We start from the raw sequence: 17767 nt of genomic DNA, 5'->3' as shown, positions 1-17767 counted from the left end.
TTCTTTCTGCAATGTTTCGAGTCAGAGCTCTGACCCCGATGAAGGAATGTTTCAAGTCAGAGCTCTGACCCCGATGAAGAAATGTTTCGAATCAGAGGTCAGACCCCGAGTCAGATGAAGAAATGTTTCGAATCAGAGGTCAGACCCCGAGTCAAGAGGTCAGACCCCGAGTCAGAGGTCAGACCCCGAGTCAGAGCTCAGACCCCGGTGGTGCTGGGTTGTGCTGAAATGCAAAACGCCTTCCGCCAGGCCCGCATCGTGTCGATGCAAGCCCAGGGGAAGGCGTTGTCGCTACGGAATGCGGGGCACTCCGTGGGCGTCAATTACGCGGAATCGCGGCCAGCTTTTTTACGCTCGTGCTCTTTCAGATAGCGCTTGCGCAGGCGGATCGATTTTGGCGTGATTTCGACCAGTTCGTCGTCGGCGATGAATTCCACCGCGTATTCGAGCGACATCTGGATCGGCGGTACCAGGCGCACCGCTTCATCGGTCCCCGAGGAACGCACGTTGGTCAGCTGCTTGCCCTTGATCGGGTTGACGACCAGGTCGTTGTCACGCGAGTGAATGCCGATGATCATGCCTTCGTACACTGGATCGTTGTGCACCACGAACATACGGCCGCGGTCTTGCAGTTTCCAGATTGCGTAAGCAACCGCCGCGCCGTCGTCTTGCGAGATCAGCACGCCGTTGCGGCGGCCAGCCATTTCGCCTTTCGAGTTGTCGACCGGTGCGTATTCGTCGAATACGTGGCTCATCAGGCCGGTGCCGCGGGTCAGGGTCATGAATTCGCCCTGGAAGCCGATCAGGCCACGCGCAGGAATCTTGTATTCGAGACGAACACGGCCCTTGCCATCCGATTCCATGTTTTGCAGGTCGCCACGACGACGGCCCAGTTCTTCCATGACGCCGCCCTGGTTGGCTTCTTCAACGTCAACCGACAGTTGCTCGAACGGCTCGTGGCGCACGCCATCAACCATTTTGAACACCACGCGTGGACGCGATACGGCCAGCTCGAAGCCTTCGCGGCGCATGTTTTCGATCAGAATCGTCAGGTGCAGCTCACCACGGCCCGAGACTTCAAAAATCGTGTCGTCGTCGGTCGGCGCTACGCGCAGCGCAACGTTGGCTTTCAGTTCGCGGTCCAGACGGTCGCGCAGCTGGCGGCTGGTGACGAACTTGCCTTCACGGCCGGCCAGTGGCGAGTTGTTGACCATGAAGTTCATGGTCAGGGTCGGCTCGTCGACGGTCAGCATCGGCAGCGCGTCCGGGGTGTCCGGCTGGCAGATGGTCGAACCGATGCCGATTTCGTCGATACCGTTGATCAGCACGATGTCGCCGGCGACGGCTTCGTCAACCAGCACGCGCTCCAGGCCCTTGAAGTTCAGCACCTGGTTGATGCGGCCCTTGATCGGGGTCGAATCAGGACCGTTCAGGACGATGACGTCCTGGCCGGACTTGATGCGGCCGCGCGAGATACGGCCAATGCCGATCTTGCCGACGTACGAGGAGTAATCGAGCGAGGTCACTTGCATCTGCAGCGGGCCGTCCGGATTGTCGTCACGCACAGGAACGTGCTTGAGGATGGCTTCGAACAGCGGGGTCATGTCGCCTTCGCGCACTTCCGCATCGAGGCTGGCGTAGCCGTTCAGGGCCGATGCGAACACGACCGGAAAGTCGAGCTGTTCGTCGGTGGCGCCCAGTTTGTCGAACAGTTCGAACGTCTGGTTGATCGCCCATTCGGCGCGTGCGCCCGGACGGTCGATCTTGTTGACGACCACGATAGGCTTGAGGCCCAGCGCCAGCGCTTTACGGGTCACGAAGCGGGTCTGTGGCATCGGGCCTTCTTGCGCATCGACCAGCAGCAGCACCGAGTCAACCATCGACAGCACGCGCTCGACTTCGCCGCCGAAGTCGGCGTGGCCTGGGGTGTCGACGATGTTGATGTGGGTGCCGTTGTATTCAACCGCGCAGTTCTTCGACAGAATCGTAATGCCACGTTCTTTTTCGAGGTCGTTCGAATCCATTACGCGGGTTTCGACTGCCTGGTTTTCACGGAAGGTACCGGATTGGCGCAGCAGCTTGTCCACGAGCGTGGTTTTGCCGTGGTCAACGTGGGCGATGATAGCGATGTTACGAATTGCGCGTTTTGAATTTGACATGGTCGTAAGGAACGGAAATGTACGTGGTGTACGAAGGTGTACGGTGCTGCTTAAATCAGGAACCGACTAGTATAGCATGCTAAACCGCTGTATTGCGCACCACCAATTTGAAAAGCCCTGCAATTTCAATGGCTTGCTGCTTTTTTCACCACAGGCATGCACCGCTCCGGTGCAATTGTGACTGCTTTTCGTGTCAGCAGCATGACAAGCTCACCGCGCCGCGATTGCCGAGTCGCGCCGATGCGTCGCATCATCGCCCTCTCTTTACCAAATGGAATCATGATGAGCGATCAGGCCGGCAGCGACACTACCCACGATGGCTGGGACGCCATCGACGCCAGCCTGGCGCGACTGTATCCCGGCCAGCAGCCGCGCCATGTGGGAACGGTGCTGCGCGCGAGCATGGGCGGGGGCGATCCGCTGGACGGCATCAGCGTCTATCGCAGCACGCAGGGCCTGCCGCACTGGCATTACGTCACCTACGGCCTGTCGGAACTGTACGGTAAGGAGTCGGGCGACCCGGACGACAGCGGCTATGGCCTGGAACTGACCTTGCGCCTGCTCGCCCTGCCCGGCGAGACCGAAGCGCCGTCGTGGCCGTTCAATTTTATGCACAACCTGGCGCGCTACGTTTTCCGCACCGGCAACGTGTTCGCGGACGGCCACTGGATGACCGCCAACGGCCCGATTGCGCTCGGTACACCTACCGCCATCTGCTCCATGGCGTTTGCCAGCGACCCGGAATTGCCCGCCATCGATACGGTCAACGGCCGGGTCGAATTCCTGCAGGTCGTCGGCCTGACGATCGGCTAAGGCCCGTCCCGCTATTCGTACAAGGTGCCGATCGCCAGCGGGCGCGTGGCGGCCGTCACCCTGGCCCCGGCCGGCAAGTCGGCAAAGCGCACCGTCACCACCTGGTACAGGCCCATCGAGCCATCCTCGAACGGGTGGGCCTCGGCCGGCGCCAGCAGGCGCGGCGGCGCACCGTCCGCCTCCAGCGCGACCTCGGGCGCGGAACCGGCCGGATACACGATCTTGATGCCGGCGCATTGCTTGCCGAACAGGCGCATGCGGTAGCCCGAGGCGCGCTGGGCCGCCAGCAATTGCTCGCAGGCCTCGCGCAGCAGGCTGGCGCCGTACACGCCGTCGTCGCGCTCGCGGATGCTGTAGCGCCCGCTGAAATAGTAGTTGCCCTTTTGCCGGTTGAGGGTGATCACGGCGTCGTCTTCGTAAGCCTGCTTTTCCATCGGCAGTTCGGCCCGCCCGATGGCGTCGACCGCCACCTCGAAGCGGGTGCGCGCGCCCGCCACGCTCAGGCGCAGGCCGTCGAGTGGCACCTCGGGACGCTGCGGCCGCACCTGCAAGTGGGCCTGGATCAGGGGCCGCGTGCGCACGAACGGGGCGAAGAAGGCGGCCGCCTTGTAGGCACGCCGGTAGCCGATCCATTCGGAATCGCGCTGCGCGTTGATCTCCACCGTCACGACGGGATCGGTAACGACAGTATCGGCGGCCGGCACGGCGGTCGGCAGGCAGGCGGCAAGCAGGAGCAATTTCGTCAGCGTTTTCATCGATGGCAATACAGAAAGTGGGAGTGCCATTCTAGTCCAGCGCGGGCGCGCCGCCATGTGCCACAAGATAGAGGCGCCGCATGACTTCCGGCACTGACCCGCGCCGCGCCGCGTCACGTAGAATTGCCACCTCGATAGCAAGCGCTCCCGGCGCACACACAGCGCCATGATGACATCCCGATTCGATAAACTGTTTCCCCGCGCCGTATGGCCGCTGGCTTGCCTGCTGGTGGCGGGGCCGGGCTGCGCGCTGCTGTGGAGCTACCAGGTCGAATTCGACGCGCTCCATAGCGTGGCCGGGCGCCTGGCCAGCATCGTCGCCAACCACTTCACCACGCCGCCATCGGCGCTGAGCGCCGGCACCGACCGCATGGAATTGACCGCCCTGCTGGTGCGCCTGCTGCGCACCGGCTGCGCCATCGGCTTGGCCGCGCTGGCCTGGCTGCGCGCCAGCGGGCCGGCCTGGCCGGCCGTGCTGCGCTCGCCGGCGGCGCTGGGGCTGGAACTGGTGCTGGCAGTGGTCGGCGACATGGGCCTGGTCTATGTCTTCACCGCCCAGCTCGGCACACTGCCGCTGCGCAGCGCGCTGCGCTGGCTGGCGGCGGCGGCCCTGTTCTCGTCGGGCGCAACCCTGCTGGTGATCCTGGACCTGCCCATGTCCGACGCACGCTTCGTCATGGCGTGCATGCTGGCGGCGGGCGAAGCCATGATCATGGCCGTCGTCACGACGGTGGTGCATGTGGCCCTGGGCGAACGGCGCGCACGGGTGGCATTGGCCGCGGCGCACGCGCAACTGCAGGCGACCCAGGCCCTGCTGGGCGAAGCGGTGCGCGCCAGTGAACGCATGCGCCTGGCGCGCGACCTGCACGATATGGCCGGCCATCACCTGACCGCGCTCAAGCTGCACCTGGACCTGGCCAAGCGCCAGGCCGGCGCCGCAGCCCCGGCCTCGCTGGCCACGGCCAGCAGCCTGGCCGCCACCCTGCTGGCCGACGTGCGCCTGCTGGTCAGCAGCGAACGCGGCGGGTGCGATATCGATATGCGCCTGGCGCTGGAAACCCTGTGCGCCGGCATTCCGGCGCCGCGCATCGAGCTATGCATCGGCGAGCGGCTCGGGATCGATTCGGCGGCGGTCGCGCATGCGGTGTTTTGCGCGGTGCAGGAAGCGGTCAGCAATGCCATCCGGCACGCCGGCGCGGCCGTCATGACGGTCGCCTTGCGGCGCGACACCGGCGGCGACCTGCTGCTCGACATCGCCGACGATGGCCGTGGCAGCGGCGGCGCGGCCGAAGGCAATGGCTTGCGCGGCATGCGCGAACGCCTGGCCCAGCTGGGCGGCAGCCTGCACGCCGCGAATGGCGCGCGGCATGGTTTCGCGCTCGGCATCCGCCTGCCGGCATCGGGAGCGGGAGCATGATCCGCGTGGTGCTGGTGGACGACCAGATGCTGGTGCGCAGCGGCATCCGCGGCTTGCTCGACCTGACCGACGACATCCGCGTGGTGGCCGAAGCGGCCAATGGCGATGAAGCCGTGGGCGTGATCGCGCAGGCCCAGGCCGATGTACTGCTGCTGGACGTGCGCATGCCGCTGTGTTCGGGCATCGAACTGCTGCGCAGGCAGCAGGGCTTGCTGCCGCCCACCATCCTCCTGACCACCTTCGACGATGACGAAGCGCTGTTCGACGGCATGCGCGCCGGCGCGCGCGGCTTCCTGCTCAAGGATATTTCACTCGAACGCCTGGCCGAGGGCATCCGCAGCGTCGCCGCCGGCGCCACCCTGTTCCGTCCGGGGCTGACCGAACGCACGCGCGCCGCCTACGAACAGGCTGGCGGCACGCGCATGCCGGCCGAGGTCGGCGCGCGCCTGACCGCGCGCGAGACTGAAATCCTGGCGCTGATGGCGGCCGGCTTGAACAATGGCGAAATCGGTGCCGCGCTGGGGCCGAGCGAAGGCACCATCAAGAATCACGTTTCAAACATCCTTGCCAAACTGGCCGTGCGCGACCGCGTGCGCGCGGTGCTGCGCGGGCTCGAACTCGGCTACATCTGACCAACGCACTTCCACAGGAAACCATGACCATTCCAACCCGGGCGCGCGCCTGCGCCAGCTTCGCCTCCATCGCCACGTTCACGACCCTGGCCGCTTGCTGCCTGCCAGCGGCGGCGCAGTCGCCGACTACCCAGATGCCGGAAGGAACCACGGATGTCGACATCAGCCTGATCGCCGCGCTGGTGCCAGCGAAAGAGGGCCGCAGCGGGATGAAAGCCATTGTGCTGCCGAGTATCTCAGCCCAGTGGAGCAACGGCATCTTTGCCGAGCCGGGCGAAGTCGGCATGCAGCTGTCGGAAGATCCCATGTTCAAGTACGGCCCCCTGCTCACCTATGGCGCGCGCTCGCACCGTGGCGACGACAAGGACAGCAAATTCCAGCTCGGGATCGAGGCGGGGGCGTTTGCCAGTTACCAGCTGGCGCACAACATCGGCTTCCATTCAAACGTCCTGTACGGAGGAAGCGATGACCACGGCGGCGTGCGCCTCAATCTGGGTGCCAATTACAGCATGCGGCTCGGTACCCACCAGTCGCTCAATGCCGGCGTGGGGATGAACGTGGTCAACCACAGCTACATGCAATCGTATTTCGGCATCTCGCCCGCGCAGGCCGCGCGCAGCGGCAAGCCGGTGTACCGGGCCGGAGGCGGGGTCAAGGACATCTATCTGTCGCTGCGCTGGAATATCGACTTGAGCACCAAGTACGCGCTCAGCAGCGGCATGGTCGCCTCGCGCCTGATGGGCAATGCGCTCGACAGCCCGCTGGTGGAAACCCGCGGCAGTACCTCCTTGTTCACGGTCTTGACCTATCACTGGTGATGTGATGAAGCGGGGGCCGCCCCTGAGTGCCGCCTTGGCGCGGGCGCGACGGGCTAATCAGGGTAATCACGGCCGCTGCCGGCTTGCCTTGTACAGCCGCCAGGCGGCCACCGCGCCCCCGAGCAGCGCCAGCACCAGGCAAGCCAGGTGCAATTCATTCACCGACACCAGGTCGAGCAAGCCATTGCTGCTCGACAGCGGCCGCCACGGATGCATATCGCTGTGCATGATGGCGTCGAGCATGATGTGCGACAGCGTGCCCAGGAACGCCCCCATGCACGAGGCCAGCCAGCTGATCGGCTGATGGGCGATCTTCAGCATGCGCAGCACCAACTCGCTGACCGGTTTGCCGGTCAGCGCGGCCACGCCGCCGATCAGCAGCGCGCCAGCCAGGGTATGGGTCGGACCGTGCAGGATGTCGGCGCCCTGAATCAGGCCCACCAGCGGCTCGATGTCGATCAGCACTTGCGCGCCGCCAAACACCATGAAACTGAAATGGCGCCCGCCCACGGCCTTCATCGCCGCACCGGGTCCAAGGTGGAAGGGCGTGAACGGCATTTACGCGTGCGAGGCGGCGATCAGGCGCTCGGGCGCCAGGATCGCGTATTCCTGCAAGTTCGCCGTGCCCAGCAGACGGGTGTCGTGATACACCCGCACGCGGCCGAGCGTTTCCGGCAAAGTGAGCGATTCCTTACCAAGCGCCAGGCGCTGGCCCTGCAGGAAGCGCTTGGCCAGTTCCCCGGTCAATTGCAGCGCCGGGAAACTCGACAGCAAGGCATCCACCGGTGCCAGCAGGCTCAATGGTTCCGCGTGCGCCTGCAAGGCTTCCAGGGTCACCATGCCGTCCACGGTCAGCGCGCCGACCTGGGTGCGGCGCAGCTGGATCAGGTGGGCGCCGCAGCCGAGCGCGTGGCCGATGTCTTCGCCCAGCACCCGGATATAGGTGCCCTTGCTGCAAGTAACCGCTAACTTCAGCAGCGGCGTTTCGAACGAGATCAGTTCCAGCTTGAGGATGGTGACTGGGCGCGCTTCGCGTTCGAGCGTGATGCCTTCGCGCGCGTACTCGTAATAGGCCTTGCCGTCGCGCTTGAGCGCCGAATACATTGGCGGCACTTGCATGATCGGGCCGCGGAACCGCGGCAGCACGGCTTCGATCTGGGCCAGGGTGACGTCGACGTCGCGCATGTCGATCGCTTCGCCTTCAGTGTCGCCGGTGGTCGTGGTGATGCCCAGGTGGACCGTGGTTTCGTAGGTCTTGTCGGCTTCGAGCAAGTCTTGCGAAAACTTGGTCGCTTCGCCGAAGCACAGCGGCAGCAAGCCGGTGGCGAACGGGTCGAGCGTGCCGGTGTGGCCGGCTTTCTTGGCGTTGAGCACGCGCTTGGCCTTGATCAGCGCGTCATTGGACGACAGGCCGACCGGTTTGTCGAGCAGCAGCACGCCGTCGACCAGGTCGCGCACGCGTTTGATATGGGCTTGTTTCATGCCGCGTTATTCGGTGTCGGGTTTGCTGGCGGTAGCCGACGTCTCTTCAGGCACCGGAACCGGGTCCGGAACCGGGTCCGGAACCGGGTCCGGAACCGGGTCCGGATCGGCATCGGCCGCGCGGGTGGCGTTGGCCTGGTCGATCAGCAGCGACATTTCCATGCCGCGCGAGGTCGAGGTGTCGTGCACGAAGTGCAGCATCGGCAAGGTATGGATGTGCAGGCGCTTGCCCAGCTGGTTGCGGATGAAGCCGGCTGCGGCGCCGAGCCCATCGACCGTATTCTTGATCGTTTCCTTGTCGTCCTTGAACATGGTGAAGAACACCTTGGCGTGGGCGTAGTCGGGGGTGATCTGGACTTCGGTGATGGTGATCATGCCGATGCGCGGGTCTTTCAGACCGTACGCGACGATTTCGGCCAGGTCGCGCTGGATCTGGTCGGCCACGCGCAAGCCGCGGGCGGGAATGGTTTTGCTGTGTTTAGCCATGTTCGTATACTACTCTTTATGATTTTGTAAGGTGGAAAAGCGAAGCGCCCCGGAACAGGGGCGCTTCGTTTTCCACGCTACGTATTGCAGTGGACCTTACAGGGTACGGGCGATCTCTTGAACTTCGAACACTTCGAGGACGTCGCCGACTTCGATATCGTTGTAGTTCTTGAGCGACAGGCCGCACTCCAGACCGGCGCGCACATCTTTCGCGTCGTCCTTGAAGCGCTTGAGCGAGTCGATCTCGCCAGTCCACACCACGATGTTGTTGCGCAGCAGGCGTACCGAGGACGAACGCTTGACCACGCCATCGGTGACCAGGCAACCGGCAATCGCGCCGACTTTCGAGACCAGGATAACCTGGCGAATCTCGACCTGGCCGGTGATGTGCTCGCGCTTCTCCGGTGCCAGCATGCCCGACAACGCCGCCTTGATCTCGTCGATCGCATCGTAAATGATGTTGTAGTAGCGGATGTCCACGCCGTTCGACTCGGCCAGCTTGCGCGCCTGGGCGTCGGCACGGGTGTTAAAGCCGATGATGACCGCTTTCGATGCCACCGCCAGATTGACGTCGGATTCGGTAATGCCGCCGACCGCCGCGTGTACAACCTGTACCCGCACTTCGGAGGTCGACAGTTTTTGCAAGGAGCCGACCAGCGCTTCCTGCGAACCCTGCACGTCGGTCTTGACGATGACCGGCAGATTCTTGACTTCGCCTTCGCCCATGTTGTCGAACATGTTTTCCAGTTTCGCCGCTTGCTGCTTGGCCAGTTTGACGTCGCGGAACTTACCTTGACGGAACAGACCAATTTCACGCGCTTTACGCTCGTCGGCCATGACCATGACTTCTTCACCGGCAACCGGCACTTCGGTCAGACCCTGGATTTCGACCGGGATCGACGGACCAGCTTCGCTGATCGCCTTGCCGTTCTCGTCCAGCATGGCGCGCACGCGGCCATACGAGGAACCAGCCAGGATCACGTCGCCGCGACGCAGGGTACCGGACTGCACCAGGATCGTCGCGACAGGACCACGGCCCTTGTCCAGACGTCCCTCGACCACCAGGCCACGCGCTGGCGCGTCGACCGGGGCTTTGAGTTCCAGCACTTCGGCTTGCAGCAGAACCTGTTCCAGCAGCGCATCGATGCCTTCGCCGGTCTTGGCCGACACCGGCACGAATGGCGATTCGCCACCGTATTCTTCCGGCACGACTTGTTCAGCAACCAGTTCCTGCTTGACGCGGTCCAGATTCGCACCCGGCTTGTCGATCTTGTTGATCGCCACCACCAGCGGTACGCCGGCAGCTTTTGCGTGAGCAATCGCTTCCTTCGTCTGCGGCATCACGCCATCGTCGGCGGCAACCACCAGAATCACGATGTCAGTCGCTTTCGCTCCCCTTGCACGCATCGCCGTAAACGCTTCGTGACCCGGGGTATCGAGGAAGGTGATGATGCCGCGCGGCGTTTCGACGTGGTAAGCGCCGATGTGCTGCGTGATCCCGCCCGCTTCGCCCGACGCCACTTTGGCACGCCGAATGTAATCGAGCAGCGAGGTCTTGCCATGGTCGACGTGACCCATGACGGTCACCACCGGTGCGCGCGAGACGGCTTCGAAGTGGGCGTGTTCGCCCTGGTCGGCCAGCAGTGCTTCCGGATCGTCGAGTTCAGCCGCAAATGCCTTGTGGCCCATCTCTTCCACCAGAATCATCGCCGTTTCCTGGTCCAGCACCTGGTTAATGGTGCACATCTGGCCCAGCTTCATCAGCTGCTTGATCACTTCCGATGCCTTCACGGACATCTTGTGTGCCAGTTCGGCGACCGTGATGGTCTCAGGAACGTGAACGTCCTTGATGACCGCTTCGGTCGGCGCCTGGAAATTGGTTTCGCGGTCATCGCTGTGCGATGGACGACGGCCCTTGGCGCCACCGCGCCAGCTGTCGCGGCCACCCGGCGAACCGGTGTTGCCACGTGGCTTGATCGAGCCCGGCGCGCCGCGTTTTTTCGCGTCGTCCGACCAGGTCGACGAGACATTGGCCGACTTGATCGACTTCTTGTCCGCCGTCACCGGCTTCTTCTCGCCCGGCTTGTCGCCCGGCTTCTTGTCGGCTGGCTTGTGCAGCGTGCCTTCGGGCGGCTTCGGCTTGATCGCGGCCACTGGCGGCGCAACCGGTTCCGGCGCCTTGATCGCACGCCGCGGCGCATTCATCATGGCCTTGATCTGCGCGACTTCGTCGGCCACGGCCTTGCGGGCGCGGTCGTTCGCTTCGGCGCGGGCAGCAGCTTCCTGCGCGGCGACAGCAGCCTTTTTCTTGGCTTCGTCGGCGGCAGCTTTCTTGGCTTCCTCGGCGGCAGCCTGGTCGGCGCCGGCAGCGGCGGCCGCTGCGGCAGCGGCTACGCGCTTCGCTTCGGCATCCGCTTCTTTCTTGGCGTCGGTCTCGGCCTGCTTGGCCTGGGCTTCTTTTTCGGCGTCGAGCTTGGCAAGGCGCTCCTGCTTTTCACGCAGGTCGGCTTCCTGGCGCGCGATCAGCTCTTGCTGACGGCGTGCTTCTTCCTCGCGACGCGCCACTTCGGCCGCGTCGATCACCGGTGCAACGGGCGCGGCGGCCACTGGCGCTGGCGCCGGTGCCGGATCGTCGCGCTGCACGAAGGTGCGCTTCTTGCGCACTTCGACCTGGATCGTGCGCGACTTGCCAGTGGCGTCAGCCTGCTTGATCTCAGTGGTTTCTTTGCGCGTCAGCGTGATTTTCTTCTTCTCGGTGTCGGTCGCCGTGCCGTGGGTACGGCGCAGGTGATCCAACAACTTATCCTTATCATCTTTCGACAATGGATCTGACGTCGAACTTTTATCGACGCCGGCAGAACGCAGCTGCGTCAGCAGCAAATCTGCAGGCATCTTCAGTTCGGTGGCAAATTGGGCTACGTTGTTACTCGCCATTCAGTCCTCTTTTCTTTGTGTCGAGACAGATGATAAGGTTACTCAAATTAAGCCTTGGCCACTTCTGCCAGGCTCCAGGCTTTCGCCTGCAGCGCCTTGGCGCGGTCGTCATACTTTGAGTCGACCAGCTTCATCTCGTCGTCGGTCACATCATTAAATTCATTCTTGATCAGATCACGTGCACGGTCCGACGCCAGCGCCAAGATGGCACCGAATTCGTCGTACGCGAGCGCCGCGAACGCCTCAACGTTCTTGATACCGGCCAGACCCAGCTTGCCCGCAGTGTTGCGGTCCATGCCTTCCAGGTTAACCAGCTGCTCGTCCATCCCTTCCAGGCCTTCTTCCGAAGCAATTGCTTCAGTCACCAGCGCATCACGGGCACGGGTCCGCAGTTCGTTGACGGTATCTTCGTCGAAGGATTCGATATCGAGCATCTCGGAAATCGGCACATACGCGATTTCCTCCAAGCTAGCGAAACCTTCTTCCACCAGGATGTCGGCCACTTCCTGGTCGACGTCGAGTTTTTCCATGAACAGCGCGCGGACTGCCGCGGTTTCCTGAGCCGATTTATTCTCGGACTCTTCGGCCGTCATGATATTGATCTTCCAGCCGGTCAGCTCGGCGGCCAGGCGCACGTTCTGGCCGGAACGGCCGATCGCGATCGCCAGGTTTTCCTCGTCGACCACGACGTCCATCGCATGCTTTTCTTCGTCGACCATGATCGACGACACATTCGCCGGCGCCAGGGCGCCGATGACGAATTGGGCCGGATCTTCCGACCACAGCACGATGTCGACGCGTTCGCCGCCCAGTTCACCGGTCACGGCCTGCACGCGCGAACCGCGCATGCCGACACAGGTACCGATCGGGTCGATGCGCTTGTCGGCCGTGTACACGGCGATCTTGGCGCGCACACCCGCATCGCGGGCAGCCGATTTAATTTCCAGCAAGCCTTGTTCGATTTCCGGCACTTCCAGCTCGAACAGCTTCATGATGAATTCCGGCGCGGTGCGCGACAGGATCACTTGCGGGCCGCGCATATTGCGGTCGATGCGCAGGATATAAGCGCGCACACGGTCGCCGATGCGCAGGTTTTCCTTAGGGATCATCTGGTCGCGTGGCAGGCGTGCTTCGATCTTGCCCGATTCGACGATCGCGTCGCCGCGTTCCATGCGCTTGATGGTGCCGGTCACGAGCGAGTCGCCGCGCTCCAGGAAGTCGACCAGGATCTGTTCGCGCTCGGCGTCGCGGACCCGCTGCAAGACCACCTGTTTGGTGTCTTGCGCGAAGCGGCGGCCGAATTCGACGGACTCGATCGGTTCTTCGATGTATTCGTCGACTTCGATGTCGGGAATGTTTTCCTTGGCTTCAAAGTGCAGGATTTCCTGGTCGGGCAGCTGCAGGCCGGCCTCGTCGGGCACCACGTGCCAGCGGCGGAAGGATTCGAACTCGCCCGAATCACGGTCGATGGACACGCGAATGTCGACTTCGCCCTCGTAACGCTTCTTCGTGGCTTGCGCCAAGGCGAATTCGAGCGCCCCGAAGACCACATCTTTATCGACATTTTTTTCGCGCGCCAGCGCATCAACCAATAACAAAACTTCGCGACTCATGCTTTGCGACTCCTAAAATCCACCTGCGGCACCAAGCGTGCCTTATCCAAGTCGGCGAGCGTAAACTCCAACAGCGCCGGACCATCCTTGCTTTCAAATTCCAATGCGACATTCTCGCCTTGCGGGGCCTGCAAGATACCGGTGTAGGTCTTGCGGTCGGCCGTGCCGGGCATGGCCACGCGCAGCTTCACGGTGCATTCGCAACCGGCGAAACGCGCGAAATCGGCCAGGGTGCGTACCGGGCGGTCCAGCCCCGGCGACGAGATTTCCAGGCGCTCGTAGTTGACGTTTTCCACAGTCAGTACGTGCGACAGCTGGTGACTCACGGTGGCGCAGTCCTCGACCGTAATCGGGCCTTTTTCGGCCGCGTCGGCTGCAGTGAAATCGATATACACGCGCAGGATGCCGCGCTCGCCCCGTTCGACATCAACGAGTTCGTAGCCCAGGCCACTGACTGTCTTGGCGATTAATTCAAACTGCTGCAAACAAGTTCTCCAGATCACGGTCCCGCGGGACCACTAAAAACGATTCACCAAAAAAAAAATGGGCATCTGCCCATCTTCCTATACTCCCAACCAGATGAAAGCACTTGCACCGGTCTGCGGTGGGAAGAACTTTTATTAGGCTGCAGATTATAACCTGTTATCGGGCCGTTCGCAATCCGATGACGGGTAAATGAACAGGCATACAACACTTATCAATCTTAAAACAAAAGCCGCGCCAGGAGTGCTGCGCGGAGATCCGTGCGCGCGCCGGGGAACACAAAACAACACCCTCCGTCGTTCCCGCGCAGGCGGGAACCCAAGTTCTCGGTGCCGTCACTGGCTTCAGAGCAAACCTGGGTTCCCGCCTGCGCGGGAAGTCGGTTCTGGCAATGCCAGAGCCGACGAGACGCGGTGTACGCGAGCAATGCGGGCAACGCGGGCGCCAACGGTAACCGCAACGCGCGCCTAGGGAAAAAATTAACCCCGGCGACCGCGACGCGGCATGCCGTGATCGGCGCTACGCGGGCCTTGCGGACCCTGCGGACGGCGATTAGCGCCGCCGGCATTGCCGAAACCGAAGGTCGTTTGCAGCGGATCCGGCTGACGCGGCCCCTTGGCCCCGCCACCATTACCGCCATTACCACCATTGCCACCGCCCGGACGGCCGCTGCGCGGCTGCGCATCGCCCTGCGGACGCGCCGAACGCGGCTGTCCATCACCCTGCGGGCGACCCTGGCCCTGGCCACGGCTCTGGCCATCGAAGCCGCCGGCACCGCGCGGCTGGCCGCCCATGCCGCCCATGCCGCCGCCCGCGCCACCGGGACGCCCCTGCGGACGGCCAGCGGCGCCGCGTCCCGCACCGCCACGTCCATTTGGCGGACCAAACGGATCGGCATTGCGGTTGGCGTCGACGCGGTCGATGCGGTTGCCATCGGAACGCTTGTCCTCGTCCGTGCGCGGCTTGGCATCGCTGCGGCCTTTCGGACCGCGCGCGTCGCCGCCGGCGCCTTTTTTCTCGACGCCGAACGCGGCCAGCAGGTCGCGCACGGTGTTTTCTTCCATTTCATCCCAGCGACCGCGCTTGAGGTTGCTTGGCAGGGTCATGATGCCGTAGCGGGTACGGATCAGGCGCGAGACGGTCAGGCCGATCGCCTCGAACATGCGGCGCACCTCGCGGTTGCGGCCTTCGCCGATGACCACGCGGTACCACTTGTTGATGCCTTCACCGCCGCCATCGGCGATCTTGGTGAACGAGGCCACGCCGTCGTCGAGCTCGACGCCGGCCAGCAGCTTCTGGCGCATGCCCTCTTCCAGCTCGCCCAGGGTACGCACCGCGTATTCGCGGTCGATGTTGTAGCGCGGGTGCATCAGGCGGTTGGCCAGGTCACCCGAGGTCGTGAACAGCAGCAAGCCTTCGGTATTGAAGTCGAGGCGGCCGACGGCCAGCCATTTGCCGGCTTTCATGGTCGGCAAGCGGTCGAATACCGATGGACGGCCTTCCGGATCGTCATGGCTGACGATTTCGCCGGCCGGCTTGTGGTACACCAGCACGCGTGGCGGCTTGCTGGTGACCTTGCGGTGAATCAGCTTGCCGTTGATGCGCACGGCGTCGGTCGGCAGGATGCGCTGGCCAATGTGGGCCGGCTCGCCATTGACCGAGACGCGCCCGGCGACGATCAGGTCTTCCATGTCGCGGCGCGAACCGAGACCGGCTTCGGCCAGCACCTTGTGCAGCTTGGGCGCGTCGTCGTCCGAAGTGAGGTCGCGCCGCACCTGCTTGACTGGCTGCGCGCGGCCGCCGTCGTTGGCGTCGAAGGCGTCCGAGGTCACGTACGAAAACGCGGCATCGGCGTCGTTCATCTTGTTCTTGCCGTGGTGCTGCAAGCCCGGATTGCCTTTTTTATTCTTTTTCACGCGCGGCTTGGCGTCCAGGCTGCGCTCCGGGCGCGGACCGCGCTCGGGGCGGGCAACCGCTTCGACCGGTGCTTCGGCGACGACTTCCGGCTCGCCCGATTCGGCGCGCTCCATCTGGATACGGGCTTCGCGCTGGCCGCGCAGTTCGCGCATCTGGCGCGGGCCACGTGGCGGACGTGGACCACGGTCCTGGTTCGCAGGGGCGGTGCCCTCGGCGGCCGGGGCGGCGGCATCGGCGGCGGGCGCTGGCGCGCCATCGGCGACGGCCGCTTTCGGCGCGCGCGGCTTGCGGGCGGCCGGGGCTGGCGTGTCGCTTGCTGGCATACCGGCGGCGGGCGTACCGGCTGCTGGCGCGGCGCTCACGGACGCGGCGGCTGGGGCGCTGGCGGCTGCCGGGGCGGACTCGGCCGCTTCAACGGCAACAAGCTTCTTGGCGCGCGGTTTGGCGGCAGGCTTGGCTGGCGCCTCGGCGGGCGCGGTGGCCTCGACGTCGGCGACGGCTTTTTTAGCGGCGGCGCGCTTCGCTTTCGGCGCCTCGATGCCGGCGGCGGCGTCCGCCTCTATCTGTGCCTTGGTGCGGCGTTTTGGCTTGGCTACGGCCTCATCCATGCCTGCTACGTCGGCGGTACTTGTCTCTGTCGGTTTAGTTGGATTCATTATTCGTTTCTTGGTTGTGCTGACCTGGCGCAGCGTCAACCGTTATTTCTGGCGCAGGGTCGTGAATGAGGACTTCAGGAGATGAAGTATCGGAGCCGGCCGCATCCGCGACGGCGGGAGGAAATTCCTCCTGCGCGTCGCCGCTACCTGCACCATCGTCGTTTGCGGCCTCCGAGGCCGCCGCTTTATCAAAATTTTCCTGCAAGGCTGCCTCGAGTGCTTCCATTTCGAGACCGCCCCGCATGTCGCTGATTTGCTGCAATGGCGGCAGCTGGGACAGCGAATTCAAGCCCAAATCGTCGAGGAACTGCTTGGTCGTGCCCAGCAAGGCCGGGCGCCCGATCACTTCGCGGTGGCCGATGGCATCGATCCAGCCGCGGTCTTCCAGCATCTTGATCGTCTGCGAATTGACGGCAACGCCACGTATTTCTTCGATATCGCCGCGTGTGACTGGCTGGCGGTAAGCGATGATCGCCAGCGTTTCCAGGGTGGCGCGCGAATATTTCTGCGGCTTTTCCGGGCTCAGGCGATCGAGATACTGCTTCATTTCCGGGCGGCTCTGGAAGCGCCAGCCGCTGGCCAGGCTGACGATTTCGATGCCGCGTTCGCTCCAGTCGCGGCGCAATTCTTCCAGCATGATCTTGATGGTATCGGCACCGACCCCGGCGCCCATCGGGCGGCCATGATCATCGACATCGACGAACAGCTTCTTCATGCCATGAATCGACATGGGCTCGCGCGCACAGAGCAAAGCGGTTTCGAGGACCCGTTTGGCCTCATCAGTATTCATAACGATGTCGTATGCGGATATTGCAATTAGGTCTGCAGAGAAAAAATCAAACAAATACCACTCAACGCATGGCAGCGAGCGTCACAGAATGACGCCATTTTGCAGAGAAACACGTTGAAACTGGAATCCGTCGCCCGGGACGAAGCGCGCTGGGCGGGAATATTACTGGTGGCGAGATGCGAACCCTGCCACACGGCTACCTGCATACCTGGCGAGGCTAAACCGTTGATTTTCAAGAGAAACGCTGGTTCGCCGCAGCGGCAAGGAGGCCAAGCTCCGGGCGCGCACTACACGAACGATCGACATCGTTTCCTCCAACTGCGGCCATTGTACCTGATAAAAGCGCGAAAAGGACAAGCATGGGCGTCAGAATCCCCTGCAAATGCCCTGCACCAAAATCGCCAGCACCCCAAACCGGGGTCAGAGCTCTGACTAGCAATTAATTGCCACCCAGATCCAAAACACACTTCAACCGGGGTCTGACCTCTGATTAGAAATTAGTTGCCAGGCGAATAGCAGATAACGGCGCTGCCCAGATCCTGCCCTGCCTCCGCTCCATGAAGGCGATGCCCCACCACCGAAATTCTCAAGTAGCAACCATGCCGAAATCCCGTTTATCACGCCAGATTTCGCAATTAGTTGCTAATCAGAGGTCAGACCCCGGTGCTACGCCAGATTTCGCAATTAGTTGCTAATCAGAGGTCAGACCCCGGTGCTAAAAGATTCCTTCATATGCAACTAATTTCTAGTTAGAGCTCTGACCCCGGTTGTAGGAATTCGTGAGGGAGCCGGTTTCGTTCGCGGGAAATTTC

The 17767-nt window shown here is 63.2% G+C and carries 14 protein-coding genes; 4 read left to right on the top strand and 10 right to left on the bottom strand.

Annotated elements, in window-relative coordinates:
* Positions 1 to 323: 323 nt before the first annotated feature.
* Positions 324 to 2159 (bottom strand): translational GTPase TypA, encoded by a 1836-nt coding sequence (typA, locus tag PO883_RS14560; RefSeq protein ID WP_167086434.1) that lies wholly within the window; start codon positions 2157 to 2159, stop codon positions 324 to 326.
* 279 nt (positions 2160 to 2438) lie between these two features.
* Between typA and PO883_RS14555 the strand changes: the two genes are divergently transcribed.
* Entirely contained in the window at positions 2439 to 2972 is a 534-nt protein-coding gene (locus tag PO883_RS14555; RefSeq protein ID WP_289310413.1) for a suppressor of fused domain protein, read from the top strand.
* Between the two features lie 11 nt (positions 2973 to 2983).
* On the opposite strand, the gene PO883_RS14550 is transcribed toward PO883_RS14555, so the two are convergent.
* A complete protein-coding gene (locus PO883_RS14550; protein ID WP_289310412.1) occupies positions 2984 to 3757 on the bottom strand; it encodes a hypothetical protein in 774 nt (257 codons plus the stop codon).
* A 136-nt stretch (positions 3758 to 3893) separates the two neighbouring features.
* Here PO883_RS14550 and PO883_RS14545 point away from each other — a divergent pair, with 136 nt between their 5' ends.
* Genes PO883_RS14545 through PO883_RS14535 form a run of 3 tightly spaced genes read left to right on the top strand, consistent with a single transcriptional unit; the run spans position 3894 to position 6594 of the window.
* Positions 3894 to 5144 carry a sensor histidine kinase gene (locus PO883_RS14545; protein ID WP_289310411.1) on the top strand — a complete coding sequence of 417 codons (1251 nt, stop codon included), beginning with the start codon at positions 3894 to 3896 and terminating at the stop codon, positions 5142 to 5144.
* The gene (locus PO883_RS14540; RefSeq protein WP_289310410.1) at positions 5141 to 5776 is read left to right on the top strand and encodes a response regulator transcription factor; all 636 of its coding nucleotides are present in this window, start codon (positions 5141 to 5143) and stop codon (positions 5774 to 5776) included. Before PO883_RS14545 ends, PO883_RS14540 begins: the two co-directional genes overlap by 4 nt.
* 23 nt (positions 5777 to 5799) lie before the next feature.
* A complete protein-coding gene (locus tag PO883_RS14535) occupies positions 5800 to 6594 on the top strand; it encodes a MipA/OmpV family protein (protein WP_289310409.1) in 795 nt (264 codons plus the stop codon).
* A gap of 66 nt (positions 6595 to 6660) precedes the next feature.
* On the opposite strand, the gene PO883_RS14530 is transcribed toward PO883_RS14535, so the two are convergent.
* The 8 genes from PO883_RS14530 to scpB form a co-directional block, all read right to left on the bottom strand.
* The gene (locus PO883_RS14530) at positions 6661 to 7152 is read right to left on the bottom strand and encodes a hypothetical protein (RefSeq protein WP_289310408.1); all 492 of its coding nucleotides are present in this window, start codon (positions 7150 to 7152) and stop codon (positions 6661 to 6663) included.
* Positions 7153 to 8076 (bottom strand): tRNA pseudouridine(55) synthase TruB, encoded by a 924-nt coding sequence (gene truB, locus PO883_RS14525; protein WP_289310407.1) that lies wholly within the window; start codon positions 8074 to 8076, stop codon positions 7153 to 7155.
* Between the two features lie 6 nt (positions 8077 to 8082).
* Positions 8083 to 8562 carry a 30S ribosome-binding factor RbfA gene (gene rbfA / locus PO883_RS14520; RefSeq protein ID WP_289310406.1) on the bottom strand — a complete coding sequence of 160 codons (480 nt, stop codon included), beginning with the start codon at positions 8560 to 8562 and terminating at the stop codon, positions 8083 to 8085.
* 96 nt (positions 8563 to 8658) lie between these two features.
* On the bottom strand, positions 8659 to 11496 hold the full coding sequence (infB, locus tag PO883_RS14515; RefSeq protein ID WP_289310405.1) for a translation initiation factor IF-2: 2838 nt from the start codon (positions 11494 to 11496) through the stop codon (positions 8659 to 8661).
* A 47-nt stretch (positions 11497 to 11543) separates the two neighbouring features.
* Positions 11544 to 13109, bottom strand: coding sequence for a transcription termination factor NusA (nusA, locus tag PO883_RS14510; protein WP_099874597.1), 1566 nt, complete (start codon positions 13107 to 13109; stop codon positions 11544 to 11546).
* The gene (rimP, locus tag PO883_RS14505; RefSeq protein ID WP_167086444.1) at positions 13106 to 13594 is read right to left on the bottom strand and encodes a ribosome maturation factor RimP; all 489 of its coding nucleotides are present in this window, start codon (positions 13592 to 13594) and stop codon (positions 13106 to 13108) included. Before rimP ends, nusA begins: the two co-directional genes overlap by 4 nt.
* Positions 13595 to 14071: 477 nt before the next feature.
* Complete coding sequence (locus tag PO883_RS14500) at positions 14072 to 16117, bottom strand: pseudouridine synthase (RefSeq protein ID WP_289310404.1); 2046 nt, start codon at positions 16115 to 16117, stop codon at positions 14072 to 14074.
* Between the two features lie 34 nt (positions 16118 to 16151).
* Complete coding sequence (scpB, locus tag PO883_RS14495; RefSeq protein ID WP_167086562.1) at positions 16152 to 16955, bottom strand: SMC-Scp complex subunit ScpB; 804 nt, start codon at positions 16953 to 16955, stop codon at positions 16152 to 16154.
* Positions 16956 to 17767 lie beyond the last annotated feature (812 nt).

The organism is Massilia sp. DJPM01 (assembly GCF_030348125.1).
Classification (GTDB): Bacteria; Pseudomonadota; Gammaproteobacteria; order Burkholderiales; family Burkholderiaceae_D; genus Telluria_A; species Telluria_A frigida.
The sequence above is the reverse complement of the archived record's forward strand: the minus strand, read 5'-3'. Positions and strand labels throughout refer to the sequence as shown.